The organism is Pseudomonas gingeri, assembly GCF_013385635.1.
Classification (GTDB): domain Bacteria; phylum Pseudomonadota; class Gammaproteobacteria; order Pseudomonadales; family Pseudomonadaceae; genus Aquipseudomonas; species Aquipseudomonas gingeri_A.
Genome location: NZ_JACAPR010000001.1, coordinates 35,398 through 61,226 on the forward strand (window position 1 = coordinate 35,398; position 25,829 = coordinate 61,226).

Genomic DNA, 25,829 nt, shown 5'->3' on the forward strand with positions numbered 1-25,829 from the left:
GCATTTCTGGTAAGTTCTTCGCTACCCAGTCATCGGAAGGTTCAGCATGTCCCGTCGCCTGCCGCCTCTCTATGCCCTGCGCGCCTTTGAAGCCGCGGCGCGACACAGCTCGTTCACCCGTGCTGCCGAAGAGCTGTCGATCACCCAGAGTGCGGTCAGCCGGCATATCCGCACGCTCGAAGAGCACTTCGCCTGCCGCCTGTTCCAGCGCAATGGGCGCAACCTGCAATTGACCGAAGCCGCGCGCCTGCTGCTACCGGGTATTCGCGAAGGCTTCGGCGCCCTTGAACGTGCCTGCAATACCTTGCGCGCCGAAGACGACATCCTGCGCATGAAGGCGCCCTCGACCCTGACCATGCGCTGGCTGCTGGCCCGGCTCAGCCGTTTCCGGCATTTGCAGAAAGGCAACGAGGTGCAGCTCACCAGCGCCTGGATGGATATCGACAGTGTGGATTTCAATCAGGAACCTTTCGATTGCGCGGTGTTGCTCAGTAACGGGAATTTCCCTCCGGACTGGGAGGCCAGCTACCTGTTTGCCGAATGGCTGATCCCGGTGGGGGCGCCGACGCTGCTCAACGACCAACCCTGGGACGTCGAGCGGCTGGCCGGCGCCGAGCTGTTGCACCCGACGCCGGATCGGCGTGACTGGCGCAGTTGGTTGGAGTGCATGGGGCTGTCCGAGCGGATCTCCCTCAAGGGTGGCCAGGTGTTCGATACCCTGGAGCTTGGCATGATCGCCGCGGCCCGTGGTTATGGTGTGTCCATGGGCGATCTGCTGATGGTGGCCGAGGATGTCGCCCAGGGCCGCCTGAGCCTGCCGTGGCCGACCGCGGTGGCCAGCGGCGAGAAATATTACCTGGTCTGGCCGAAAACCCGTCCCGGCGGCGAGCGTCTGCGGCGCCTGAGTGACTTCCTGCAAGGCGAGGTCGCCGCGATGGAGCTGCCCCCGGTCGAACGCCTGGGCTGAATCGAAACAGCCCGTCAGTCCGGGATTTGGCCGATATCCACCCGATTTACTCAAGTATTGCGGTAGGCCGCCGAATCTACCCACATGGAACCTTCGTTCAGAAAGCCCCACTCACGACTCAACTTTTAGAATTATTACCGGGTAGCGCTACGAGATCAGGATGATCCGGCCGCTCGGCCAGGAGCTGTTCATGTCTCAACCCCGTGCTCGAATCGCCACGCAACTGGGTCTTGCGCTCGCTGCCATCCTGGCAGTGGTCATCAGTGGCAGTACTGTTTTTGCCCTGCGTTCGCTCGACTCCGCCAACCTCGACACCCGTGAAGAGCACCTGGCCAGCGAGGCTCGATTGCTGGCCGACCAGTTGAACACCTTCCACAGTACCTTGCGCGAAAGCACCCAGCGTCTGAGCGGGTTGTTCGAAAAACGCTTCAGCAGTGGCCTGAGCGTGCGCCCCGAGACCCCGGTGCCTGTCGCCGGCACCCAGGCTCCCGGGCTTTACCTGGGCGATCACCTGCTCAACAACGATTTCAGCGAAGTCGACGAGTTCAAGCAGATGTCCGCCGGTGTCGCGACCTTGTTCGTGCGCAGCGGCGAAGACTTTATCCGCGTCAGCACCTCCCTGACCAAGCAGGACGGCAGCCGGGCCATCGGCACCCTGCTTGACCACCAGCACCCGGCCTACGCCAAGCTGATGGCCGGCCAGGGCTATGTCGGCCGGGCCTTGCTGTTCGATCGCTCCTATATGACCCAGTACACTCCGGTGCGTGATGGCAGCGGCAAGGTGTTCGCCGTGCTGTTTGTCGGCTTCGACTACACCGAGGCGCAGAACGCCCAGTTCGACAATCTCAAGCGCTTCCGCATCGGCACCACCGGCTCGCTGTCGTTGCTCGACGAGCAGAAACACTGGCTGGTACCACCGGCCGGGGTGAAGGATCTCGACCAGGCAGTGCCGGTGATCGTCGACCTGGCCAAACAACCGGGCCAGGGCCGTTTCTGGAGCGACAAGGGCGACGATCTCTACAGCGTCGCCGTGCCGTTCGAAGGCGGGCCATGGACGGTAGTGGCGAGCATGCCCAAGGCCGAGATTCGCGAAGTGACCTGGAGCGTCGGCATTCGCCTGGTGCTGGGCAGCGTACTGGCGATGTTGCTGGCGGTTGGCGCGGCGGTCTGGCTGTTGCGCAGCAAGCTGCAACCGCTGGGGGACCTGGTGCGCCAGGCGCAGGCCCTGGGTGCCGGCGACCTGAGCGTACGACTGAATGTCTCGAGCCATGACGAAATCGGCCAGTTGGCCGCCAGCTTCAACCAGATGGGGCAGGCGCTGTCGACCATGGTCGAGCACATCCGCAAGGCGGCCGGTGAGGTCAACAGCCGCGCCAAGGCCTTGTCCGGTTTGTCCGGCGGGGCCTATGAGGGCATGGAGCAGCAGTCGGGCGAAATCACCAGCATGGCGGGGGCGGTGGAGGAGTTCAGCGCGACTTCGCTGAACATTGCCGACAACATGGGCAGTACCGAGCGCCTGGCCCAGGAAAATGCCCAGCAGACGCGGATCGGCCGGACCTCCATGGACGAAGCGTCCTCCTCCCTGGAACAGATCGCCGCCGCGCTCAACAGCACCGCGACGGTGATCAACACCCTGGGCCAGCGTTCCCAGGAAATCGGTGGCATCGTCGGAGTGATCACCTCGATTGCCGACCAGACCAACCTGCTGGCGTTGAACGCCGCCATCGAAGCCGCCCGCGCCGGCGAGCAGGGCCGTGGTTTTGCCGTGGTGGCGGATGAAGTGCGCAGCCTGGCGGGTCGTACCCGCGAGGCGACCGACGAGATTTCCGGGATGATCCACAGCATCCAGCAGGAAACCAGCCATGCCATCCAGACCATGGAGCAGGGCAACGCGCTGATGCAGGAAGGTCTGTCACGCAATGCCAATGTCGCCTCGGCGCTGGCGCGGATCGACGAACAGAGCCGCTCGGCGGGCCAGCAGTTCGCCGCCATCACCACCGCGACCCAGGAACAAAGCAGCACCGCGACCCTGCTCAGCAGCAACCTGCAAAGCATCGCCCTGGCCAACAGCGAACAGCGCGAAGTTGTCTCCAACCTGGCACTGACCGCCAAGGAACTGGAAGGCCTGGCGGCGGACCTGCGTCAGGAGGTTGATCGGTTTCGTTGAACTGAAGTAGTCCTTTCAGGATGTCGATCCAGATGCCAAGCGGAGTTGTCGCGGTTGGCCGCTCAATAGGAAGGACGTACGAAAGTTTTGAAACAACCTACTGATGATTTTGGTTTGACTGCTTCGTCAAGCCTGAATAAAATTTGATCAACAGCCCAGTACAGCGCGCAGGCAATCGTTAGAACCTGCCCAGCGGTCCTGGGCTTTTTTTTGCCTGGAGAAAAGCTCATGAAACGAACAGCCGTCCTGATTGACGGGGGATTTTTCTTCCAGCGGTTTCTTTTTTTCTCGCGCAAGTACTTCCGAAAAGACTTCATTGTGACGTCCGAGCAGCTGGCGACAATCATCAAAAAAATTGTCCGGCTGCATATCGAAGATGAACGAACTGCAGCCAGAGAGCTATATCGGATTTACTACTATGACTGTCCCCCGCCCTCAAATCAGGTGCGTTTGCCAATTGTGCCCTCGGGCCATACGTCATCCGGCCACTTGAACTTCAACAAGCATCCTCCCTACCAGCTTCGACGAGAGTTGCATGACCATCTCAGGGCTAGCCGAAAGACTGCCCTGCGTTTGGGAGAACTGTCGAGAAATGGGGAGTGGCAACTCAATACTCATACGCTGAAGGAGTTGCTCAAGGGGGCAAGGCAATGGCATGCGCTGACCAATGAAGATTTCCATTACAAGGTCGAACAGAAAGCCGTCGATACAAAGCTGGGAATGGACATCACCACGCTAGCCCTCGACAAGCTGGTCGACGTGATCGTTCTGGTCGCTGGGGATTCCGATTTTGTGCCTGCGGCAAAGCTGGCACGCATGAAAGGTATCGACTTCGTCCTGGATCCTATGTGGGCTAACACGAGTGGTAGCTTGAGCGAACACGTCGATGGGCTTCGATCGTTTGATCTGGTTCGAATCATTCGCGACGTAACGGGCGAAACAGTATCTAGCCTGCCTGATTGGTGGCAAAAAACCTGCGCTGATATAGCGATCACCGGAAATATGGAGACTGATCCGGGGATTGATGTTCAGGGTTGAGCTTTTGCCATCGATCCAACGCCATCAACTGGCACTGGGCCGATACTGCAGCGCCTCGGCCAGATGGTCGCGGCTGATGGTTTCCAACTGCTCCAGGTCCGCCAGGGTCCGCGCGACCTTCAGCAATCGATGGGCCGCCCGCAACGACAGGGTCAATCGCTCGCAAGCCGTTTCCAGCCAGTGTTCGTCGGCTGTGGATAACTTGCAGTGCTGTCGCAGTCCTTCCAGATCGAGAAAGGCATTGGCGCAGCCCTGGCGCTGTTGCTGGCAGTGGCGGGCTTCTGCCACCTGTGTCGCGGCCTTGGCCGTGTTGTTTCCCGGCTCCCTGGCGGGGCTCAAGGCCGTGGCTTCGCGGGCTACGGTCAGGTGCAGGTCGATGCGATCGAGCAGGGGGCCGGAGAGTTTGTTGCGATAGCGCTGGACCTGCTCCGGCGTGCAGCGGCAGCGGTTGGCGGGGTCGCCAAGATATCCACAGGGGCAGGGATTCATCGCCGCCACCAGTTGGAAGCGCGCCGGGAACCGTACCCGATCCCGGGCCCGGGAAATGATGATCTGGCCCGACTCCAGCGGCTCGCGTAAAACCTCCAGTACCTTGCGGTCGAACTCCGGCAACTCGTCGAGAAACAGCACGCCATGGTGGGCGAGGGTGATCTCGCCAGGCTGCGGCCTGGACCCGCCGCCCACCAGCGCCGGCCCGGAAGCGGAGTGATGGGGCTGGCGAAACGGTCGCTGCGGCCAACTGCTGAGGGGCACATGGCTGGCGACCGACCGGATCGCCGCCACTTCCAGCGCTTCCTGTTCATCCAGCGGCGGCAACAGGCCGGGCAGACGGCTTGCCAGCAGCGTCTTGCCAGTACCCGGCGGCCCGCTGAACAGCAGGTTGTGGGCGCCGGCGGCGGCGATCAGCAGGGCGCGTTTGGCGGCGAGCTGGCCTTGCACTTCGCTCAGGTCCGGATAGGGCTTGCCCAGGTGCAGCAGGCCATCGGACTCGAAGGGGCTGATCGGTGCATGGCCGTTGAGATGGGCGACCAGTTGCAGCAGATGATCGACCGCGATCACCGTCAGCCCGGAAGCCAGCGAAGCCTCTTCGGCATTGGCCTGCGGCACCACCAGCGTACGTCCGGCGGCGCGTGCCGCGAGTGCCGCCGGCAACACGCCCTGCACCGGGCGAATGGCGCCGGACAAGGCCAGTTCACCCAGGCACTCCAGGTTTTCCAGCGTCAGGGTCGGCACCTGCACGCTGGCGGCGAGGATGCCGAGGGCAATCGCCAGGTCGAAGCGCCCACCGTCCTTGGGCAGGTCCGCCGGAGCGAGGTTGAGGGTGATGCGCCGAGCGGGAAAGTCGAGGGCCGAATTGAGGATCGCGCTGCGCACCCGGTCCTTGCTTTCCTTGACGGCGGTTTCGGGCAGTCCGACCAGGGTAAGGGAGGGCAAGCCGTTGGCCATATGGGTTTCAACGGTAACGGCGGGGGCTTCCACGCCCACCTGGGCGCGAGTGTGGACGATGGCCAGGGACATGTTCTTTCCTTGAACGCGAAGCGGATTTGCTGCGGTTCTGCAAGGCTAGTCGAGCGGGGGAAGGGCTTGGGGGCTTTTATGTGTCCAGACGATTCGATGTCTGTTCGTGGGGGCGTGATGCAAGGTTAACGCTGAGTAGACCGTGCTCTCACTGTGCCTGATACGTGGCTCCTAGGGGCGGCTCAATGATGCTCAACTGCGCACAAAGACCATAAGTGAGGCGTAATCGCCGGCATCAGCCTCACGGAGAGACTGGATGTAGCGATCACGTACCTCATTGGTTGAAACCAGATTCCCGTTACCCCAGGAGAAATCAGGGCAGCCGCACTGCCTGAGAAGAGCATCGGTCATGTAACGAGCATGCCTGCCATTTCCGTTTGGGAAGGGGTGTATCGACACGAGCTGGTGATGAAAACGAGCCGCTATCTCATCAGGTGTGAACGTCTTGTTCTCTACCCAGTACGCCACATTGCCTAGGAGCTGATTCAGCTTGATCGAGATCTGTATCGGATCGCAGCCGATATTTTTTTCAGTTCTGCGGAATGTGCCAGCCCAGTTCCATGTGTCGCTGAACATCTTCTTGTGAAGGTCGCGGCAGAAGTGTTCGTTCAGTACCTCAAGCTTTTTCTGGCGATTCAGCCATTGCTTGGCCTTGAGCAGGTTTTCCGCTTCCCACTCGTCAAGCTCGCCCTGGGTACTGATATGTTTTGGCTTGAGATCTGCGGCTTCGTCATGGTCGAGAGGGGTTTGCCCGGGTTTCAGTTCGAGTTCTACCGCCATAGTCGAGCCCACGCTCCTGCCAGCAGTTCCTGGCGCCGTTCAGTTACCTTGCGTTCTATAAATGAGTCGGACGGACGTTGGCCTTCAAGAGCCATCATGTGCGAAACCCCCATGACCTCCTTCCTGGCCAGCGATTCCGCGCGCTCTTCGACCATGTCATGCAAGGGCTTTTTGGGTATCAGTACATAGACCAGCTCGCAGTCCAGCCCGTTGGCCAGTTTTCTCAGTTGACCGAGGGTGATTCGATCATCTGCCTCCGATTGCTCGGACTTCTGAAGCGTTGCGGGCGCCACGCCGAGCAGAGCGGCCTGACTACGTACCGTTCTACCCAGAGATTCTCGAATCGAGCGCAGCCAACCACCACGAGGAGTGGTTTTCCCTTTGAGGGTTACGAACGGCTCGAGGGCCCGTTCCACCTGGGTCAGACGCAGGTGGCTGAGTGAGGAATTGCGCATAAAATCTCCTTTTTGACAGCCTATAAGCTGTCAAAATAGGCATTTATGTATGCCTATAGGCTAACAAGTTATCACTTTTGTTAGCCTATAGGCTAACAAAATAATGCTTTTGACAGCCCATAGGTGTACAAAAATAAAGGATCTGTATGCGTATAGGTATACATCTTTATGATTTTGTATGCCTATAGGCTAACAACTTTGGCGATGGCTTGGGCGTGGAAGCTGGTGCCGGTGGCTCTGTGCAGTCCTCCGGCGCGTCGAGGAGGTCCCAGAGCCCCCAACTTACGAAAACGATGGAAGCAAGCGTGACGCTCGTTTCCACCACGGTGCGTTTCGCGCGCTGCGTGGCTGTTCTCCCTCCGGCAGCATATGAGGAACATCTTGCAGCCTGAACCAGGCCTGGTTTTCCAGCAGGAGCGCGTGGAGATTGAGCTTGTGACGAGTAAAGACGTGAGGCACCAGATACGTTTCAGCGTTATTCATCAAGACAGCTCCTTTTGCTTGAAAGGACTGCCGGCAATCGTCGCCAAACAATTGGGTGGCAGCTGTACGCGGGTTGGCGAACCGGAGCAAAAGGAACCCGGCAGACCCGAAGGTCTCCCACGCACAGCCGCCATGACACGAATCGACGAGCATGAAAAAACGCCCGCTATCGGATGGTGGGCGTCGTGCGCCTTAAGCTTTCCGGGTCGCCAAACCCAGTGCCGAGGTGGTCGGCAGTTGTGAGGTTAGAGCGGCGGATTGGGCCAGGACGGGGGCTCCGATGCGCCGACATAAAGCTGCGGTGAAGAAGACTGTAAGAGGGGAGCCGGGCGTGCGAAACGGCGGCAGATTGCTCCCTTTGCAAGCGGAGAATTCAACATCTGCAGTCGGTCGAAGATGTGCACTAGCTGGGGGTGTGGGGGATGGGCGGGAGATACGGGGAGTGATTCAGGGCGGATGTCGCGTTGCGGCTGGATGCGTGTCGAGAGCCATTGGGTACCGGCCCTTTGCTCCCGCATGAAGCGGGAGCGAATGGAGAGCTGTTACTCCACTGGCGGACTGAGCCTTGCTTCCAACTCCGCCACCTTCGCCTCCAGGCTTTCCAGGCGCGCGCGAGTGCGGGCCAGGACCACCATCTGGCTGTCGAATTCTTCCCGGCTGACCAGGTCCAGCTTGCTGAAGCCACTCTGCAACAGGGCCTTGAACTGGCTTTCGAGTTCATTGCGCGGCAACGGGGTTTCGCCGCTGAACAGGCGGGAGGCGTGGCCGCTCAGGGCGTCGAGGAAGGCTTTGGGCGCGAGCATGGTCTGGGTTCCGGATACAGGGTCGTCCCAGTGTACCACGCAGTGTCTATAGTGATTTCCGAGGGCGGCGATGCACGCTTTTCGCGCAACACGCCGGGCGGTCGCGCACCGTTGTTGTGCGTGTTGCCCGCGAGCTGGCGGTTTTTTTGCCCTTCACAGCGACCAAGGGATTGAAATCAGTGGGTTTTGTAGAGATGGCAAGGTTTCTGCTTAGTCGCTTGTGACCCATGCACTGATGCAGTCGCTGTGACGAAGCAGTGCGGCAGGCGGAGCTGGGAAGCTTCGCCGGCAGCGGTTAGCTGGCGTCGACAGGCTGATCAGGGCCAACGATGCGTTACAAAGCCAGGCACTGCGCTTAGACTTGAGTCGGGTTTGTTTTCCTGGGGCAAGTCCACCAATTCGGGAGAAAGTTTCATGAAGCTAGTCACTGCCATCATCAAGCCGTTCAAGCTGGACGACGTGCGCGAGTCGTTGTCCGAAATCGGCGTGCAGGGCATTACCGTTACTGAGGTCAAAGGCTTCGGTCGGCAGAAGGGTCACACCGAGCTGTATCGCGGCGCGGAATACGTGGTCGACTTCCTGCCCAAGGTGAAGATTGATGTCGCCATCGACGACAAGGATCTTGACCGGGTTATCGAGGCGATAACCAAGGCCGCCAACACCGGCAAGATCGGTGACGGCAAGATCTTTGTGGTCAATCTGGAACAGGCTATTCGCATCCGTACCGGCGAAACCGATACCGACGCAATCTAAGCCGCCAAACCCAACGCCCCAGGAGAAAACAATATGACTCTGCGTAAATTCGCAGGGCTAGGAGCCCTGTTGTCCCTCGTAATGCCGGCCCTGGCCATGGCGGCGGACCCGGTACCGGCTCCAGTCCTCAATTCCGGCGATACCAGCTGGATGCTGACCTCCACAGCCCTCGTGCTGTTCATGACCATTCCAGGCCTCGCGCTGTTCTACGGCGGCATGGTGCGGTCGAAAAACATTCTTTCCGTGATGATGCAGTGCTTCGCCATTACCGGTCTGATCACCATCCTGTGGTTCATCTATGGCTACAGCATGGCGTTCGATACCACCGGGATGGAAGCCGGCGTCGTCAACTACAACTCCTTTGTCGGCAGCCTGGCCAAGGCCTTCCTCGCCGGTATCACGCCAGCGAGCATTACCGGCCCGGCGGCGTTGTTCCCTGAGGCGGTGTTCGTCACCTTCCAGATGACCTTCGCGATCATCACCCCGGCGCTGATCGTCGGTGCCTTCGCCGAGCGGATGAAGTTCTCCGCGATGCTGATCTTCATGGGCGTGTGGTTCACCCTGGTCTATGCACCGATCGCGCACATGGTCTGGAGCGGTCCGGGTTCCCTGCTGGGCGACTGGGGCGTGCTCGACTTCGCGGGCGGCACCGTGGTGCACATCAACGCCGGTATCGCCGGTCTGGTGGCTTGCCTGGTGCTGGGCAAGCGCAAAGGCTTCCCGACCACCCCGATGGCACCGCACAACCTCGGCTACACCCTGATCGGCGCGGCCATGCTGTGGGTCGGCTGGTTCGGTTTCAACGCCGGTTCCGCCGCCGCGGCCAACGGTACCGCCGGCATGGCGATGCTGGTGACCCAGATCGCTACCGCCGCCGCTGCACTGGGCTGGATGTTCGCCGAGTGGCTGACCCACGGTAAGCCAAGCGCACTGGGCATCGCCTCGGGCGTGGTGGCTGGCCTGGTTGCCATTACCCCGGCTGCCGGTACCGTCGGCCCGATGGGCTCGCTGATCATCGGCCTGGCGGCCGGTGTGGTGTGCTTCTTCTGCGCCACTACCCTGAAACGCAAGCTGGGCTACGACGACTCCCTGGACGCCTTCGGCGTGCATGGTATCGGCGGTATCCTCGGTGCAATCCTGACCGGTGTGTTCGCGGCACCGTCGATGGGCGGCTTCAACGCTGCGACCACCGACATCGCGGCCCAGGTCTGGATCCAGTGCAAAGGCGTCGGCTTCACCGTCATCTACACCGCGGTCGTGACCTATATCATCCTCAAGGTACTGGATGTGGTGATGGGCCTGCGTGTGACCGACGAAGAAGAATCGGTCGGCCTCGACCTGGCACAACACAACGAGCGCGGCTATAACCTGTAAGCGCGTTTAAAAAATTTGCCCGGCTTGCCGGGCATTTTTTTGCCTGGATTTTGTCAGTGCAAGGAAGGCTGAAAGGATTTATCCAGAAGCATTGCAGCCAAAACGACGGGACTATCCCTCGCGGGACGATGGCTTACAGCATGGCTGGCGTATTAGGCGCTTTGCTTTTTTCCTGAGCGCGCTAGAATGCGCGCCGATGGGCGGAGAACTGTATGTGGCAACAGACACTGATTACCTTGCGGGCCAGGCCCCGGGGTTTTCATTTGGTGACCCAGGAGTTGCTCGATGGCTTGCCTGAACTGAAGGCATGTCGAGTCGGTCTGTTGCATTTGTGGCTACAGCATACCTCGGCCTCGTTGACCATCAACGAGAATGCCGATCCGGCGGTTCGCCGTGACTTCGAACGTTTTTTCAACCGACTGGCGCCGCAAGGCGGGCTCGAGTATGAACATAACGACGAAGGCGCGGATGACCTGCCGGCGCACTTCAAGGCCAGTTTGCTAGGCTGTCAGCTGACTTTGCCGATAACGGCGGGACGGTTGGCTCTGGGTAGCTGGCAAGGTGTCTATCTGGGCGAGCACCGTGATCATGGCGGTGCTCGTAAAGTCCTCGCCACCCTCCAGGGTGATGGGGCATAAGCCGCTGGGGTTCAGCGGATGTTGATTTTTTTCCGGCGGCCTTCGACAGTCGGCGCAGCTGGGCTATAACTAATCTGCTTTTCGCAAGTCATGAGGTAGAACATGAGCGACGATGATCTGGAAAACGATGACCTCGAAGTAGGCGACGAAGACGAAACCGAAGAAGGTCTGGAAGCGGCGGCTGAAGACGTAGACGTTGCCGATGACGACGGTGGCGATGCCCCCGCACCGACTGCCAAGGGTAAGGCCAAGGCCGCCGTGTCGGTGGATGAGCTGCCCAGCGTGGAAGCCAAGAACAAGGAGCGTGATGCTCTGGCTCGCGCGATGGAAGAGTTCCTCGCGCGCGGTGGCAAGGTGCAGGAAGTCGAGGCCAATGTGGTGGCTGATCCACCCAAGAAGCCGGATAACAAGTACGGTAGCCGACCTATCTGAGTGTCAGCTTCCTCGCTTGTCGAAAAAGCCCGCCGTCGCTGCGGGCTTTTTCATGCCCGGCATTCGACGATCGGTGGGCAGGCAGCCCGTGACGCTCCGCGTCACACAGCGGACGCAGAGCGTCCAGTGAGGCATTCCCACGCGGGAGCGTGGGAACGATCATGCGATCAGGCCCTGGTGTTCCAGCCGGCCAGCAGTGCCGGCAGTTCGGTCAGGCTGCGGACCTCGGCATCCGGTTGCTTGTCCGCTTCCCAGGCCTTGCCCGTCGGGTTGTACCAGATCGCCCGCAGGCCCGCTTGTTGCGCCCCGGCGATATCGTCGCCCGGATGGTCGCCGATGTGCACCGCCGCCTCGGCCGGAATGTTCCCGCCACGTACCAGTGCTTCGTGAAACAACCGTGAGTCGGGCTTGGCGATGCCGATGTCTTCGGCGCACAGGGCAAAGCGGAAGTAGTCGGCAAGGCCCAGGCGGCGCACGTCGGCATTGCCATTGGTGACCACGCCCAGGGCAAAGGAGCGGCCGAGGGTCTCCAGGGTCGGCTCGACCTCGGGAAACACCTCGATCTGGTGCCGGGCGTGAATGAATACTTCGAACGCTTCCGCTGCCAGTGTCTCGGCCTGCCCGTGGGCGTAGCCGGCTTCCTCCAGCGCATGGAACAGCACCCGGCGGCGCAAGGCGCTGATGCGATGCTTGAGCGTCGGGTCCTTGAGCAGCACCCGTTCGCGGATCGCCCACAGGTGTTCGATCGGTACGCCGCCCAGGTCCGGAGCGTGCCCGGCCAGCCATTCGCGCAACACGTTCTCGGCGCTGTGGATCACCGGCGCGGTATCCCACAAGGTGTCGTCGAGGTCGAAGGTGATCAGCTGAATCGTCATTACTCACTATCCTTGCTGCGCTTGGCCCGGGGGTGGGCGCTGTCATAGACGGTTGCCAGATGCTGGAAGTCCAGGTGGGTGTAGATCTGCGTGGTCTTGATGTCCGAGTGGCCGAGCAGCTCCTGCACCGCGCGCAGGTCCTGGGAGGACTCCAGCAGGTGGCTGGCAAAGGAGTGCCGGAGCATGTGCGGGTGCAGGTTCTGTCCCAGTTCACGCTCGCCGGCAGCCTTGACCCGTAGCTGGATGGCCCGCGGCCCGAGGCGCCGGCCTTGCTGGCTGACGAATACCGCATCGTCCGCCGGATTGCTCAGGACGCGCAATGGCAGCCAGGTCAGCAGGGCTTCGCGGGCCTTGCGGCCGACCGGCAGGACGCGGGTCTTGCTGCCCTTGCCGTGGACCTGCACCAGGCCGTCGGCCAGGTCCAACTGATCGAGGTTGAGCCCGGTCAGCTCCGACAGGCGCAGGCCCGAGGAATAGAACAGTTCGAGAATGGCCTGGTCGCGGTGGGCGAGGAAGTCATCCTCGACGGCGCCGTCGAGCAGTTGCAGGGCGCGGTCGGTGTCGAGGGTCTTGGGCAGCCGGCGTTCGCCCTTGGGCGGCGCCAGGCCGGTGGCCGGATCGTGGCTGCACAGGCCTTCGCGGTTCAGGTACTGGTACAGCCCGCGGACCGCCGACAGCAGCCGTGCCAGGCTGCGCGAGGATTGTCCCTGCTGGTGCAGGCGCGCCACCAGTCGCCGCAGCCGCTGGATATCCAGGGCCGCCCAGCTGGTGATCTGTTCCTTTGCGCAGAAGGCCAGGACTTTGTTCAGGTCGCGGCGGTAGGCTTCGAGGGTATGGGGCGACACCTGGCGCTCACTGCGCAGGTGCTCGCAGTAGGCGTCCAGTTGCCGTTCCATGACTAGCGCACCGAGCGCAGGGAGTGGGTGAAGCGCGGGACGACACGGCCCAGGACTTCGGCTATGTAGCTGAGGAACAGCGTGCCGACCGAGCTCTTGTAGTGCTGCGGGTCGCGGCTGGCGACGGCGAGCACGCCGTGCAGACCCAGATGGCTGATGGCGACCACGGCGGTGGAGCCGATCTGCTTGCGTTGCTCTTCACCGAACAGGAAGTCCAGTTCGTGCTCGCGCAGGCTGCCGCTGATGCTCTTGCCTTCCGAGAGCAGTCCGCCGATCGCCTGCTGGGCGTCGGTGCCGCTGACCCAGCGGCCCACCGGCATGGCGTTGTCGCTGAACAGGATCAGGCTGACGAAGGGCACCTGGAAATCCTGGCGCAGGCTGTCCTCGACGGCCATCACCAGGTCTTCCAGGCTGGCCGCGTCCATCAGTGCAAGGATCAGCCGGCGGGTCTTGTCGAACAGCCGGTCGTTGTCCCGGGCGACGTCCATCAGCTGTGAAAGCCGGTGGCGCATCTCGATATTACGTTCGCGCAGGATCTTCATCTGCCGTTCGACCAGCGATACCGTGTCACCCCGCTGGTGTGGAATGCGCAGCGCCGGCAGCAGCTCTTCGTGCTCGACGAAGAAGTCCGGGTGGGCCTCCAGGTAGGCGGCGACGGTCGCCGCCTCCAGGCTTTGCGCAGGCAGTTCGTTGGGCTGTTCGGCTGGAGCCTGAGGCTGATCGGTCATGACGTTCGCTCGCTTATAGACGCACTTGTCCTTCATACACCCGTACGGCCGGCCCGGTCATCATCACCGGCTCGCCGTCGCCGGCCCATTCGATGGACAGGCGTCCGCCGGGCAGGTCGATGGTCACCGGCGAATCCATCCAGCCCTGGCTGATGGCCGCGACCGCCGCCGCGCAAGCGCCGGTGCCGCAGGCCTGGGTTTCCCCGGCGCCACGCTCCCAGACGCGCAGTTGCGCGCGCTGGCGATCGATCACCTGCAGGAAGCCGACATTGACCCGCGCCGGGAAGCGCGGATGATGTTCGATCTTCGGTCCCAGCTCGTGCACCGGGGCGCTGTTGATGTCCGTGACGCGCAGCACCGCATGGGGGTTGCCCATGGACACGGCGGCCAGGTCGACGCTCTGGCCGTCGACGTCGACCTGATAGCTCAGGGCCTGGGTCGGGGCCTGGAACGGAATATCCGCCGGCACCCGGCGCGGGGCGCCCATGTTCACGCTGATCTGGCCGTCCTGACGGACGTCCAGTTCGATGACGCCGCTCTTGGTCTCGACGCGGATCTGCCGCTTGGCGGTCAGGCGCTTGTCCAGCACGAAGCGCGCGAAGCAGCGGGCACCGTTGCCGCATTGCTCCACTTCCGAGCCGTCGGAGTTGAAGATCCGATAACGGAAATCCACCTCGGGATTGCTCGGCGCTTCGACGATCAGCAACTGGTCGAAGCCGATGCCGGTGTGCCGGTCACCCCATTGCTTGGCGTGCTTGGGCAGGATGTGCGCGTGCTGGCTGACCAGGTCGAGGACCATGAAGTCGTTGCCCAGGCCGTGCATCTTGGTAAAACGCAGCAGCATGGTCTTACTCCGGCAACAGGCTTTCGCCGGCGTACAACTCGGCCAATGTCTCGCGACGGCGGATTTCGATCATCTGCTCGCCATCCACCAGCACTTCGGCGGCACGGCCGCGCGTGTTGTAGTTGGAACTCATGACAAAACCATAGGCGCCGGCCGAATGGACGGCCAGCAGGTCGCCTTCCTCCAGCGCGAGCTGGCGATCCTTGGCCAGGAAGTCGCCGGTTTCGCAGATCGGTCCGACGATGTCGTAGGCCCGTGGCGCGCTGTCACGCGGGCGCACGGCGGTGACGTTCATCCAGGCCTGGTACAGCGCCGGGCGGATCAGGTCGTTCATCGCCGCGTCGACGATGGCGAAGTCCTTGTATTCGGTGTGCTTGAGGTACTCGACCCGGGTCAGCAGCACGCCGGCGTTGGCAACGATAAAGCGGCCCGGTTCGAACATCAGGGTCAGGTCGCGACCGGCGGTGCGCTCGCGCACGGCCTTGATGTAGTCGGCCACCAGCGGCGGCTCTTCATCGCGATAACGCACGCCGACGCCGCCACCGAGGTCGATGTGGTGCAGGTAGATACCGCATTCGCCGAGGCGGTCGATCAGCGCCAGCAGGCGGTCGAGGGCATCGAGGAACGGCGGCAGGCTGGTCAGTTGCGAGCCGATATGGCAATCGACGCCCAGGACTTCCAGGTTCGGCAGCTGTGCGGCGCGGACATACACCTCTTCCGCGTCGGCGATGGCGATGCCGAACTTGTTTTCCTTCAGGCCGGTGGAGATGTACGGGTGTGTGCCGGCATCCACGTCCGGGTTGACCCGCAGCGAGATCGGCGCGCGTACGCCCATCTCGGCCGCCACCACTTGCAGGCGCTCCAGCTCGTCGGTGGACTCGACGTTGAAGCAGTGCACGCCGACTTCCAGGGCGCGACGCATGTCGTCACGGCTCTTGCCGACGCCGGAGAAGACGATCTTGTCCGCCGTGCCGCCGGCGGCCAGGACACGCTCCAGTTCGCCACGGGAAACGATGTCGAAACCGGCACCCAGGCGCGCCAGGACATTCAGCACGCCGAGGTTGGAGTTGGCCTTGACCGCATAGCAGACCAGGTGCGGCGCACCCTGCAGGGCATCGGCATAAGCGTGGTACTGCGCCTCGATATGGGCGCGGGAGTAGACATAAGTCGGTGTGCCAAAGCGCTCGGCGATGGCGGACAAAGCTACACCTTCCGCGAACAGTTCACCGTCGCGGTAGTTAAAAGCGTCCATGGTGATCCCTTAGTAGGTGTCGTGCTTGTGCGCTTTGGACTGCGAGGACTTGGCCTGGTCGTCCGGGTTCTGGCTGTCATCGGGAAGATACAGCGGACCTTTTTGCCCACAGGCAGAGACCAGGCAAGCGATCGCGAGGAGCGCAGCAAGGGAAGAGATCAGGCGCTTCATGGCGAAATCCTTTGTAAAAGCATTAATTGCGCCCGAGTATACCGGCCACCCGGCGGCTTGCCTATGCGGGCCGCCAGCCGGACTCCGGCGGGTCGATCGGGACCCGGTGGATTATTGATGCCACTGTCGCTCCAGGGTGGTTATGCTTTGCAATCATCCGCGAGCGCCCGTATCTTCAGGCGCCTGGAGTGACCAGTATTTTTCGAGGTTTGCGCAATGAGTTTGACTGAAGCCCGTTTTCACGATCTGGTCGATAGCACGCTGGAAAACCTGGAAGAAGTATTCGACGAGAGTGGCCTGGATCTGGACCAGGAAAACTCCAGCGGTATGCTCACCGTGAAGTTCGAAGGTGGCAGCCAGCTGATTTTCAGTCGCCAGGAGCCTCTGCTTCAGCTCTGGCTGGCGACGTCCAAGCCCTCTGGCGCTTATCACTTCGAGTACAAGGAAAGCAGCAGTGAAGATGAAGATGGCAGTTATTGGTTCTGCGTGAAGAGCGAAGAGAAGCTCAACGAGATCCTCGCGCGCTTTACCCTGGAACAGTCCGGTGCCGATCTGGACTTCGACGAGATCTGATCGTGACGCAGCAAGCCACACCGGCAAGACCCGCCAAACCGCTGTACAGCAACATCAGCCAGGCTGTGCCTTCGCCTTGCGTGAGCCTGTGCCGGCTCGATGAGCAAAAAGTGTGTATCGGCTGTTTTCGGCATGTCGAGGACATTCGCGAGTGGCGCTCGGCCGACGACCAGCGCCGTCGGGTGATCTGCGAGCAGGCGCGGCAGCGCCAGGCGTGTGCCTGAGCCTTACGGTCCCTTGTAGGAGCCGGCTTGCCGGCGATGGCGTCCGGTCGGCCGATGCCAGCTTCAAGGGCCTCATCGCTGGCAAGCCAGCTCCCACAGGGGCATTGATCGTTCCCACGCTCTAGCATGGGAACGATCGGAGCCGCATTGCCCGGTTTATGTCCATCATCAGGGCCGACCCGCTTCTGCGGCTTGTGTATTTGCGCTGCTGTGATAGTGTCAAGCCACGCCTCGGGTTGACGAGGCACGTGAAAACCCCGCCTTTCGTGGCGGGGTTTTGCTTTTATCGTGCAGAAAAAAGGAGTCTGCCTGGATCATGAGCACCGCACCTTCCATCATCCTCACCCGCCTCGATGTGCAGCGTCTCGAGCGCCTGATCGACAGCCTGGACGATTCGCTGCCGGGCGTCGTCGCGTTGCAGGCCGAACTGGATCGCGCTGAAAGCGTCGTGGGGCACGAAGAAGTGCCCGCCGGTGTCGTGACCATGAACTCCCGGGTCCATTGTCGCGAAGAAGGCAGTGGCAAGGACTATCACCTGACCCTGGTCTACCCCCAGGATGCCAATGCCGACGAAGGCAAGATCTCGATTCTCGCGCCGGTCGGCAGCGCCTTGCTCGGCTTGCAGGTCGGACAGCACATCGACTGGCCGGCTCCGGGCGGCAAGACCCTGAAGCTGACCCTGCTGGAAGTCGAATACCAGCCGGAAGCGGCCGGTGACTTTCACCTCTGAGCCCTCACCCCCCTGAACCCTCTCAGGCCTGTTCCAGGGCGATATTCAGCGAGCTTTCCAGGTCGGCCTTGTAGCGCAGGTACAGGTTGGTCGAGCCCGTGCCTTCGCCGACCAGGCCGCTGAGGTCCAGGTCGGTGATGTAGCAGCGATAGCGCTCGACCTCGCGGCGCTGGCCGATAATTTCCTGGGCAACCGCGATAAACAGCTGGTCGCCGTATTCCAGTTCGGAAAACTCCCGCTGATTGCAGTACAGGGTGACCTGGACTTCGTTCGGCCCGGCTTTGCCGACGATCGCCTGGACGTCGTAGAACGGCTTGTTGACCGGTGTCTGCGGTGCCGGCCGGGCCTCGACCCGTCGTGCCCGGCCCGGTGCGGAGGGCAATAGCTGGTAATACAGGGTTTCCAGCACGGTCGCGGGCAATGTCGAGTCCATCGGCATCAAGGCTTCGCGACGGTACAGGATCGACTGCAGGAAGCGTTGCAACGGCACCAGCAGGCTTTGCTCGTCATGGAACGGCACGCGCTGTTGCCACAGGGCATTGAACTCATCCAGCACATACAACTCGGCCTGGTGCTCGTTGATCCGGAAGAACACCTGTATGCACTCGGGCTGGCCCATCGGCAGCACCAGTGCCAGGTCGTGTTCCTCCATGGCCCGCAGGTCCAGGTGCAGTGGGCTGTAGCTCGACAGGTCGGCGCTCAGGTAGTCGAGCAGCGTCGACAGGTTGTCCAGGGCGATATGGCGGACCTGGCCGGGCACCAGCTCCAGCACGTGGTAGTGCTGCTGGACCTGCACCAGGTAGCGATGATTGAGGTCGCCGATCAACAGTTCCTGGGCGGTGTTGAGCACTTCCTCGACGCGCTGGGCGATGAATTGCGCGCGGTTGTGGCAGAAGCAGCGCACCCGCAGCCTTGGCAACTCGCGCCCCAGGGGCAGGTTGTTGAGGTAGTCGCGCAGGCAGTCGAGCAGGGCATGGGGGCCGTCGTAACGGCTGATCAGCACCTCGTTCCAACTGTTGAGGGTGACCTGGTCGAGGGTCAGCACCAGGTTTTCCCGGACACCGGCGTAACTCAGGGAGTCGGTGCGCTCGGTGGTCATCAGGATATTCAGGTCGCGGTGGTGCTTGAGCGGGTCGACGCCGACATTGACCAGCAACAGCACCTCGCCGGGGATGCTCGGGCGCAGCAGCTGTTCTTCGCTGACGGTGCTCAGCGGCAGGGCGATCACCTGCTGCAGGCTGCCGAGCAGGTTGAACAGCTCGAACTCGGTCAGGTCGCTGCTGCCGGGGTGCAGCGCCAGGCGGGTGCTGCTGTCGATCACGCCGTTGCGGTGGCACCAGGTCAGCAGTTCGAGCAGCTCGCGGCTGCGCTTGATCGGCGCGAAGTGTTCCCACTCCTGGGCGCCCAGGCTGCCGTTGTAGAGGCCCCAGTGGGTCTGTCCCGGTTCCTTGCGGTTGGGCGACTGGACCAGAGTCAGGGTGTCTTCGGCCAGGTCCGGGGCAATGCCGGGGTTGATGAACTCGATCTTGCCGGCCTTGCGCTCGAACGCCGCGTACAACCGGCGCCCGAGAACATTGAGGTCACGCTTGTTGATCAGGCTGACCGCCTGTTCGGTACGAGCGAACTGGGTCAGGAAGCGATAGCTGTAGTTGAGCTCGTTGACCAGCGCGCGACGTTCGGCGCTGACCTGGCGGACTTTCCACTGGCTGCGGCTGTCGAGCAGTGCCAGTTGCCGGCGATCCCAGCCCCATTCGCCGGCCAGGCGCTCGAGCAACCGGCGTTGCCAACTGGTGTTTCGCGAGTTGTTGCCGGTGAGCTTGCGGTTGACCTTCAGGTACAGGCTGCGCCGTACCAGTTCCAGGCGTTCCGGTTCGTTGCGGGCCTTGAGGTATTCCTCGATCCGCCGGTAGACCACGATATAGGGGTCCAGCTCGTCGAGGTCCAGCTGGTTGGCGAACACCGCCTGCTTGAAGCGCAGGCTCAGGCACTCGACCTGCGGGTGCTCGCTGGCATAGACCTCGGTCAGCAGCAGCTTGAGCACCGACTTATAGGGCGACTCGATCCCCTTGAACAGCTGCCAGAGCCCGGCACCGATGAACTCGCCCGGCGGGATCTGCGCCAGATGGCCGAGGTCCAGGCCTTCGTCCGCGCGAATAAAGCGCTTGGACAGCAGCGTATGGGTGTATTGGTCGTAGCGCGCCTCTTCGTACACCGGCACCAGCCACCACAGCGGCGTACGCCCGGCGAGCCAGATGGCGGTGCGATAGAACTCGTCCAGCAACAGGTAGTGCTGGGTGGTGCCGCAGTCTTCCGAACTCAGCTGGGCGTCCCGTTCGCCACGGACGAAACGCGCCGGGTCGATCAGGAAGAAATGCGCCTCGGCGCCCTGGCTGGCCGCCCAGGTTTCCAGCAACTGGCATTTCTTGCGCAGTTCCGCCAGTTCGCCCTGGCTGAGGTCGCTGGCGTGGCAGACCCAGAAGTCCATGTCGCTCTGGTCGGCCTGGGCCAGGGTGCCCAGGCTGCCCATCAGGAACAGCCCGTGGATCGGTCGTGGCGGGTTGCCGTGGCGAGCCTTGTAGGAGAAGGAGCGGGTCAGGCGCTGGGCTTCGGCCAGGGCCGAATCGTCCGGCTCATAGCTCGACAGGCCGGCCGGCGTGCTGCCCGAGACATAGCCGGGCAACAGTGGATGATTGACATGGAAAAACAGCGGCAGCACGTTCAGTACCACCTGTTGTCGCGGTGACAGCCCCTCCATGGCACGGTCGAGCCGACCCTGATTGAGCTTCAGAAAGCGCGAACGCAACTGGCTGAGCACCTTGCGGTCGATGCCCTCGTCCAGGTTTGGGCGAATTTCATGGGTGCGCGTCATTTCAAACTCAAACCGGCTCAGCGGCGCTCGACAGTAGGAAATCTCTGAAGGGTGGCAGTTTACAGGCTAAGCGGGCCGCGCTTTAAGCTGAATTTGTCGAAGGATGTCAGATTGCCAGATGAGCGGCCGCGGTTTGCCCGCGCAATCCATGAAAAAAGGCGATTGCGTGGGCTGCGGGCGGATTCAGGCGGCTTCTTTGACGCTCAGGATGGTCAGCAGGCCTTGGGCATGTTCGGCGGCGTCACGGCCCAGGCTGGTCAGGTAACCGCCGTCTCTCTGGGTGATCAGCTCTTTATCGAACAGGCGTTTGGCGGCGGCGATGGCAGTCGGGGCAGCGGTCTGATGAATTTTCAGACCCTCCTGGGAACTCCCCAGGTTGAACAGTGCAAGGATTTCCAGTTCGGCAACCAACTCAGGGGTATACGACATAAGGACTCCAGACTTTCTAGGAATTATTGGACGACAGCGCCCCTAAGGTGATCCCACTTGCGCGGGCTGTCCAGTGCTGGATGCGCGCGCGGCCGGATGGCGTGCTGGAGGCGTGGGATCAGTTGTTACAGGGTTTTTCCAGTGTAGACAGTCCTTGATAAAGCGCTCACTGCTTTTCCGGCGGCAGCTCCGGCAAGGCGCGCAGGGCGGCTTCATACCAATCGGTATTGAACGCGCGGTCATCGTCGAGCATCGCGTCGATTTCCACCGCCAGTACATGGGCCATGAGGTTGAGGATTTCGTCGCGCTCGTAGCCGACCAGCGTCAGCTTGTTGAACGTGGCCTTGGCGGCTGGCGGGTTGTCGCTTTCGATCTGGTTTTCGATGGCCTGGACCAGGGTGCTCTCGGCGAACTCTTCGTCGTCGTTGTCGATATCGGTGGGCTCGCTCATGGCAGGCTCCTCAAGGAAAGGTCGCCAGTTTACCCGTATTCAGCGGGCTGATGCTGCTGGCCGGTTGCCGTACGGTGTTCTATAACTGCCTGCGCCAACCCCGCGCACGGCCTGGAGGCTTTGTGATGCTCAAGCTTTATGGATTCCCCGTCAGCAACTACTACAACATGGTCAAGCTGGCATTGCTCGAGAAGGACCTGTCCTTCGAGGAGGTGCCGTTCTACGCCGGACAGAGTCCGGAGGCCCTGGCGATCAGCCCGCGTGGGAAAGTCCCGGTGCTGGGCGTTGAGCAGGGCTATATCAACGAAACCAGCGTGATTCTCGAATACCTCGATGACACCCAGGGCGGCAAGGTCTTGCTGCCCAGGGATCCGTTCCGACGTTCTCAGGTATTGGCGCTGGCCAAGGAGATCGAACTGTATATCGAGCTACCGGCGCGGGCGTCGTTTGCCGAAGCGTTCTTTGGCATGCCGGTGCCGGAGGCGATCAAGGAAAAGACCCGCACCGAGCTGTTGCTGGGCTTTGCCTCGCTCAAGCGCCATGGCAAGTTCGCCCCTTATGTGGCGGGCAACGAGTTGAGCGTGGCGGACCTGTATTTTCTCTACAGCGTCGACCTGGCCTGTGCGGTGGGCCAGAAGCTGTTCGGGATTGATCTGTTGGCCGGGATGCCGGAGGCTAAGGCCTTGCTGGAGCGTCTGCAGCAGACAGAGCATGCGCGGCGGATCGCGGCGGACAAGGAGGCCGCGATGCCCGCGTTCCTGGCGATGATTGCCGCCAAGAAGTAGATTCTGTAGCGGTCTTCAGTGCCTATTCGCGGGCAAGCCCGCTCTCACATCCCCTGTGGGAGCGGGCTTGCCCGCGAAGCTTTTTTGCCTTTTAGCGGCTGGCGAGCAATGCTTGGCCGCGGGCGACCGCCGCCTTCACCTGTGCCGGTGCGGTACCGCCGATATGATTGCGGGCATTGACCGAGCCTTCCAGGGTCAAGACGGCAAACACATCCTGGTCGATCTGGTCGCTGAACTTGCGCAGTTCTTCCAGGCTCATTTCCGCCAGGTCCTTGCCGCTTTCCACGCCGTACTTCACCGCATGGCCGACGATCTCGTGGCAATCACGGAACGGCAGGCCACGGCGTACCAGGTAGTCCGCCAGGTCGGTCGCGGTGGAGAAGCCGCGCAGTGCCGCCTCGCGCATCATCGCGTGCTTGGGCTTGATCGCCGGAATCATGTCGGCGAAGGCCCGCAGCGAATCGCGCAGGGTGTCGGCGGCGTCGAACAGCGGCTCCTTGTCTTCCTGGTTGTCCTTGTTGTAGGCCAGCGGCTGGCCTTTCATCAGGGTCAGCAGGCCCATCAGCGCGCCGAAGACACGGCCGGTCTTGCCGCGCACCAGTTCCGGCACGTCCGGGTTTTTCTTCTGGGGCATGATCGAGCTGCCGGTGCAGAAGCGGTCCGGCAGGTCGATGAACTGGAACTGCGCGCTGGTCCACAGCACCAGCTCTTCGGAGAAGCGCGACAGGTGCATCATCGCGATGCTGGCCGCCGAGCAGAACTCGATGGCGAAGTCACGATCCGAAACGTTGTCCAGGGAGTTGCCGCCGACCGCGTCGAAACCCAGCAACTGGGCGGTGTATTCGCGGTCGATCGGGTAGGTGGTGCCGGCCAGCGCCGCGCTGCCCAGGGGCATGCGGTTGGTACGCTTGCGGCAGTCGACCAGGCGCTCGTAGTCGCGGCTGAGCATTTCGAACCAGGCCAGCATGTGGTGGCCGAAGGTCACCGGCTGCGCGGTCTGCAGGTGGGTGAAGCCGGGCATGATGCTGCCGGCTTCACGCTCGGCCTGTTCCAGCAGGCCTTTTTGCAGGCGGGTGATTTCCGCCAGGATCAGGTCGATTTCGTCCCGCAGCCACAGGCGGATATCGGTGGCGACCTGGTCGTTGCGGCTGCGCCCGGTGTGCAGCTTCTTGCCGGTGACGCCGATGCGGTCGGTCAGACGCGCCTCGATGTTCATGTGCACGTCTTCCAGGTCCACGCGCCAGTCAAAGTTGCCGGCCTCGATTTCGCCCTGGAGGGTGGTCAGTCCGTCGACGATGCTGTCGCGCTCGGCATCGGTCAGCACGCCGACCTTGGCCAGCATCCTGGCGTGGGCGATGGAGCCCATGATGTCGTGACGATAGAGGCGTTGGTCGAACGTGACGGAGGCGGTGAAGCGTGCGACGAAGGCGTCGACGGGTTCACTGAAGCGGCCGCCCCAGGACTGATTGGTCTTGTCGGTGCTCATGGATTCGCTCGTGATCTACTGAAGGTGGGTTGCCGGAAAAGTCGTTGCCGATCATAACAGGGTTGCCCCGGCTGGGGCTGACACTGGTCGCGCGGTTTTTATTTTGACCGAATCGGTCGGGTGGCTTGTCGGCGACGGCGCAGGCGCGGAGACTGGGCGTATCGTTTCGGGAATACGCCCGTATGCCAGTCTCACGAACGAAGGTGGTGCGTGATGCGCCCGCCACACCGGAATTCTTCCTGCCGGAGCTGTGCCTGCCAGAAGCGCTGCTGGTGCTGGTGGTATTGGCCGAGCTGCTGGTGATGGTGCTGGTGTTGTCCGAGCCGATGCCCGCCGGTTTCGACTGGGTGCGCCTGGCGCTGACTTCGCTGTACGTGCAGTGGATCGTGCTGCTGTCGGCGGCGGTGCTGTGTGGCGCGCGGTCCTGGCTGGCTCGCCTGCGTCCCGGGGTGGCGGGCGCCTTGTGCTGTGCCCTGGTGGTCGGCCTGACGCTGATCTGCACCGCCCTCACCGAATACCTTTCCCTTGTCGAGCGGCAGGTCGATGCCGGCAGTTTCGGTCGTTATCTGCGCCATGGCTTGATCAGCCTCATCATGTCGGCGCTGATGTTGCGCTACTTTTATCTGCAGAGTCAGTGGCGGCGCCAGCAGCAGGCGGAGTTGCAGGCGCGACTCGAGGCGTTGCAGGCGCGGATCAGGCCGCACTTCCTGTTCAACAGCCTGAACAGCATTGCCAGCCTGGTGGCGACCGACCCGAAGCAGGCCGAGCAGGCGGTGCTGGATCTGTCCGACCTGTTCCGGGCCAGCCTCGCCAAGCCGGGGAACCTGGTGTCCTGGCGCGACGAACTGGAATTAGCGCAACGATATTTGTCGATCGAACACTATCGTCTTGGCAACCGTCTACAGTTGGACTGGAGGGTAGGGACAATTCCGGATGATTTGCCGATCCCGCAACTAACCTTGCAACCATTGCTGGAAAACGCTCTGATCTATGGAATCGCACCGCGGGTCGAAGGCGGGGTGGTCAGAGTCGAAGCCGACTATAAAGAGGGAGAGTTCATATTGTGTATCAGCAATCCCTACGACGATGCTGCGCGGCAGCAGGTGTCGAGCGGTACTCAACTGGCGCTGGTGAACATTGGTGCCCGACTTACGGCACTTTTTGGGCCTCGCGCTAGTCTTAGCGTGGATCGCCGTGACGGACGTCACTTCACCTGTCTACGCTATCCTTGTGCGAGACTCACGCAGGAATCCAGCGCAATATGAATGTCCTGATCGTTGATGACGAACCCCTGGCCCGCGAGCGCCTGAGCCGTTTGGTTGGCGAACTCGAGGGTTACAGTGTCCTGGAGCCCAGCGCCACCAATGGCGAAGAGGCATTGGCCCTGATCGACAGCCTCAAGCCGGATGTCGTCTTGCTCGATATCCGCATGCCGGGCCTGGATGGCCTGCAGGTGGCCGCGCGCCTGTGCGAGCGCGAAACGCCGCCGGCGGTGGTGTTCTGCACCGCCCATGACGAGTTTGCCCTGGAGGCGTTCCAGGTCAGCGCCGTGGGTTACCTGGTCAAGCCGGTGCGTTCCGAACACCTGCTCGAAGCCTTGAAGAAGGCCGAGCGGCCCAACCGCGTGCAGCTGGCCGCGCTGACCCGGCCGGCTGCGGAAACCGGTGCCGGCCCGCGCACCCATATCAGCGCGCGGACCCGCAAGGGAATCGAGCTGATTCCCCTCGACCAGGTGATCTATTTTATCGCCGACCACAAGTACGTGACCTTGCGCCACGAAGGTGGCGAAGTCCTGCTCGACGAGCCGCTGAAGGCCCTGGAAGACGAGTTCGGCGACCGCTTCGTGCGCATCCACCGCAATGCGCTGGTGGCCCGCGAACGCATCGAACGCCTGCAACGCACGCCCCTGGGGCACTTCCAGTTGTTCCTCAAGGGCCTCAACGGCGACGCGTTGATCGTCAGCCGGCGCCATGTCGCCGGCGTGCGCAAGATGATGCAGCAGCTTTAATCCGGGGCTTGTCGCAGGCCCCGGGGTTCGCCCGTCCGCTGTTCCAGGCCAGGGAGGCTGCGGACTTTCTGATACAAGTCAAAGCTGGCCGGGCTGAACT

General features: G+C 62.1%; 28 protein-coding genes. 13 read left to right on the forward strand and 15 right to left on the reverse strand.

Annotation, left to right across the window (positions count from 1 at the left end; translation table 11 throughout):
- Positions 1 to 46 precede the first annotated feature (46 nt).
- From HX851_RS00165 to HX851_RS00175, 3 genes are all read left to right on the forward strand, one after another.
- Positions 47 to 967 (forward strand): LysR substrate-binding domain-containing protein, encoded by a 921-nt coding sequence (locus tag HX851_RS00165; protein WP_177064506.1) that lies wholly within the window; start codon positions 47 to 49, stop codon positions 965 to 967.
- A 190-nt stretch (positions 968 to 1,157) separates the two neighbouring features.
- On the forward strand, positions 1,158 to 3,134 hold the full coding sequence (locus tag HX851_RS00170) for a methyl-accepting chemotaxis protein (protein ID WP_177058319.1): 1,977 nt from the start codon (positions 1,158 to 1,160) through the stop codon (positions 3,132 to 3,134).
- 228 nt (positions 3,135 to 3,362) lie between these two features.
- Complete coding sequence (locus HX851_RS00175) at positions 3,363 to 4,172, forward strand: NYN domain-containing protein (RefSeq protein WP_177064508.1); 810 nt, start codon at positions 3,363 to 3,365, stop codon at positions 4,170 to 4,172.
- A gap of 24 nt (positions 4,173 to 4,196) precedes the next feature.
- Here the strand turns inward: HX851_RS00175 and HX851_RS00180 are convergent, their stop codons facing one another.
- From HX851_RS00180 to HX851_RS00200, 5 genes are all read right to left on the reverse strand, one after another.
- Entirely contained in the window at positions 4,197 to 5,690 is a 1,494-nt protein-coding gene (locus tag HX851_RS00180; RefSeq protein ID WP_177064510.1) for a YifB family Mg chelatase-like AAA ATPase, read from the reverse strand.
- A gap of 192 nt (positions 5,691 to 5,882) precedes the next feature.
- Positions 5,883 to 6,470, reverse strand: coding sequence for a mobile mystery protein B (locus HX851_RS00185; protein WP_177064512.1), 588 nt, complete (start codon positions 6,468 to 6,470; stop codon positions 5,883 to 5,885).
- A complete protein-coding gene (locus HX851_RS00190) occupies positions 6,461 to 6,925 on the reverse strand; it encodes a helix-turn-helix domain-containing protein (RefSeq protein WP_177058308.1) in 465 nt (154 codons plus the stop codon). Before HX851_RS00190 ends, HX851_RS00185 begins: the two co-directional genes overlap by 10 nt.
- A gap of 282 nt (positions 6,926 to 7,207) precedes the next feature.
- Complete coding sequence (locus HX851_RS00195) at positions 7,208 to 7,408, reverse strand: hypothetical protein (RefSeq protein WP_177058307.1); 201 nt, start codon at positions 7,406 to 7,408, stop codon at positions 7,208 to 7,210.
- 542 nt (positions 7,409 to 7,950) lie between these two features.
- Positions 7,951 to 8,211: an accessory factor UbiK family protein gene (locus tag HX851_RS00200; RefSeq protein ID WP_177058306.1), complete on the reverse strand. Its 261-nt coding sequence runs from the start codon at positions 8,209 to 8,211 to the stop codon at positions 7,951 to 7,953.
- 414 nt (positions 8,212 to 8,625) lie between these two features.
- Between HX851_RS00200 and glnK the strand changes: the two genes are divergently transcribed.
- The 4 genes from glnK (at position 8,626) to sutA (ending at position 11,408) form a co-directional block, all read left to right on the forward strand.
- Positions 8,626 to 8,964, forward strand: coding sequence for a P-II family nitrogen regulator (gene glnK / locus HX851_RS00205; RefSeq protein WP_002555808.1), 339 nt, complete (start codon positions 8,626 to 8,628; stop codon positions 8,962 to 8,964).
- Between the two features lie 33 nt (positions 8,965 to 8,997).
- A complete protein-coding gene (locus HX851_RS00210; RefSeq protein WP_177058305.1) occupies positions 8,998 to 10,338 on the forward strand; it encodes an ammonium transporter in 1,341 nt (446 codons plus the stop codon).
- A gap of 212 nt (positions 10,339 to 10,550) precedes the next feature.
- Positions 10,551 to 10,976, forward strand: coding sequence for a secondary thiamine-phosphate synthase enzyme YjbQ (locus tag HX851_RS00215; RefSeq protein ID WP_177058304.1), 426 nt, complete (start codon positions 10,551 to 10,553; stop codon positions 10,974 to 10,976).
- A gap of 102 nt (positions 10,977 to 11,078) precedes the next feature.
- On the forward strand, positions 11,079 to 11,408 hold the full coding sequence (gene sutA / locus HX851_RS00220) for a dormancy-specific transcriptional regulator SutA (protein ID WP_177058303.1): 330 nt from the start codon (positions 11,079 to 11,081) through the stop codon (positions 11,406 to 11,408).
- Positions 11,409 to 11,575: 167 nt separating this feature from the next.
- Here sutA and HX851_RS00225 read toward each other — a convergent pair whose 3' ends face one another.
- The 6 genes from HX851_RS00225 to lptM are packed head-to-tail and all read right to left on the reverse strand — an operon-like array spanning position 11,576 to position 16,174.
- A complete protein-coding gene (locus HX851_RS00225) occupies positions 11,576 to 12,283 on the reverse strand; it encodes an HAD family hydrolase (RefSeq protein WP_177058302.1) in 708 nt (235 codons plus the stop codon).
- On the reverse strand, positions 12,283 to 13,179 hold the full coding sequence (gene xerC / locus HX851_RS00230) for a tyrosine recombinase XerC (RefSeq protein ID WP_177058301.1): 897 nt from the start codon (positions 13,177 to 13,179) through the stop codon (positions 12,283 to 12,285). The genes HX851_RS00225 and xerC overlap by 1 nt, the downstream gene beginning before the upstream one ends.
- A gap of 2 nt (positions 13,180 to 13,181) precedes the next feature.
- On the reverse strand, positions 13,182 to 13,907 hold the full coding sequence (locus HX851_RS00235) for a DUF484 family protein (protein ID WP_177058300.1): 726 nt from the start codon (positions 13,905 to 13,907) through the stop codon (positions 13,182 to 13,184).
- Between the two features lie 13 nt (positions 13,908 to 13,920).
- On the reverse strand, positions 13,921 to 14,751 hold the full coding sequence (gene dapF / locus HX851_RS00240; protein WP_177058299.1) for a diaminopimelate epimerase: 831 nt from the start codon (positions 14,749 to 14,751) through the stop codon (positions 13,921 to 13,923).
- Positions 14,752 to 14,755: 4 nt separating this feature from the next.
- On the reverse strand, positions 14,756 to 16,003 hold the full coding sequence (lysA, locus tag HX851_RS00245; protein ID WP_177064514.1) for a diaminopimelate decarboxylase: 1,248 nt from the start codon (positions 16,001 to 16,003) through the stop codon (positions 14,756 to 14,758).
- 9 nt (positions 16,004 to 16,012) lie between these two features.
- On the reverse strand, positions 16,013 to 16,174 hold the full coding sequence (lptM, locus tag HX851_RS00250; protein WP_177058297.1) for an LPS translocon maturation chaperone LptM: 162 nt from the start codon (positions 16,172 to 16,174) through the stop codon (positions 16,013 to 16,015).
- A gap of 216 nt (positions 16,175 to 16,390) precedes the next feature.
- Between lptM and cyaY the strand changes: the two genes are divergently transcribed.
- The 3 genes from cyaY (at position 16,391) to rnk (ending at position 17,701) form a co-directional block, all read left to right on the forward strand.
- Positions 16,391 to 16,747: an iron donor protein CyaY gene (gene cyaY / locus HX851_RS00255; protein WP_177064516.1), complete on the forward strand. Its 357-nt coding sequence runs from the start codon at positions 16,391 to 16,393 to the stop codon at positions 16,745 to 16,747.
- Complete coding sequence (locus HX851_RS00260) at positions 16,747 to 16,971, forward strand: DUF1289 domain-containing protein (RefSeq protein WP_438362366.1); 225 nt, start codon at positions 16,747 to 16,749, stop codon at positions 16,969 to 16,971. The genes cyaY and HX851_RS00260 overlap by 1 nt, the downstream gene beginning before the upstream one ends.
- Before the next feature lie 316 nt (positions 16,972 to 17,287).
- Positions 17,288 to 17,701 carry a nucleoside diphosphate kinase regulator gene (gene rnk, locus HX851_RS00265; RefSeq protein WP_017125492.1) on the forward strand — a complete coding sequence of 138 codons (414 nt, stop codon included), beginning with the start codon at positions 17,288 to 17,290 and terminating at the stop codon, positions 17,699 to 17,701.
- 22 nt (positions 17,702 to 17,723) lie between these two features.
- On the opposite strand, the gene HX851_RS00270 is transcribed toward rnk, so the two are convergent.
- From HX851_RS00270 to HX851_RS00280, 3 genes are all read right to left on the reverse strand, one after another.
- Positions 17,724 to 20,570, reverse strand: a complete 2,847-nt coding sequence (locus HX851_RS00270) for a class I adenylate cyclase (RefSeq protein ID WP_177064520.1) — start codon at positions 20,568 to 20,570, stop codon at positions 17,724 to 17,726.
- A 183-nt stretch (positions 20,571 to 20,753) separates the two neighbouring features.
- A complete protein-coding gene (locus tag HX851_RS00275) occupies positions 20,754 to 20,999 on the reverse strand; it encodes a TIGR02647 family protein (RefSeq protein ID WP_177058293.1) in 246 nt (81 codons plus the stop codon).
- Positions 21,000 to 21,165: 166 nt separating this feature from the next.
- Positions 21,166 to 21,450: a hypothetical protein gene (locus HX851_RS00280; RefSeq protein WP_177058292.1), complete on the reverse strand. Its 285-nt coding sequence runs from the start codon at positions 21,448 to 21,450 to the stop codon at positions 21,166 to 21,168.
- 125 nt (positions 21,451 to 21,575) lie between these two features.
- Here HX851_RS00280 and HX851_RS00285 point away from each other — a divergent pair, with 125 nt between their 5' ends.
- Entirely contained in the window at positions 21,576 to 22,235 is a 660-nt protein-coding gene (locus HX851_RS00285; RefSeq protein WP_177058291.1) for a glutathione S-transferase family protein, read from the forward strand.
- Between the two features lie 91 nt (positions 22,236 to 22,326).
- Here HX851_RS00285 and argH read toward each other — a convergent pair whose 3' ends face one another.
- Positions 22,327 to 23,721, reverse strand: coding sequence for an argininosuccinate lyase (gene argH, locus HX851_RS00290; RefSeq protein ID WP_177058290.1), 1,395 nt, complete (start codon positions 23,719 to 23,721; stop codon positions 22,327 to 22,329).
- Positions 23,722 to 23,903: 182 nt separating this feature from the next.
- Between argH and HX851_RS00295 the strand changes: the two genes are divergently transcribed.
- Both HX851_RS00295 and HX851_RS00300 read left to right on the forward strand, forming a co-directional pair.
- A complete protein-coding gene (locus HX851_RS00295; RefSeq protein WP_177058289.1) occupies positions 23,904 to 24,986 on the forward strand; it encodes a sensor histidine kinase in 1,083 nt (360 codons plus the stop codon).
- On the forward strand, positions 24,983 to 25,729 hold the full coding sequence (locus HX851_RS00300; RefSeq protein ID WP_017125485.1) for a LytR/AlgR family response regulator transcription factor: 747 nt from the start codon (positions 24,983 to 24,985) through the stop codon (positions 25,727 to 25,729). Before HX851_RS00295 ends, HX851_RS00300 begins: the two co-directional genes overlap by 4 nt.
- The last annotated feature ends 100 nt before the right edge of the window (positions 25,730 to 25,829 follow it).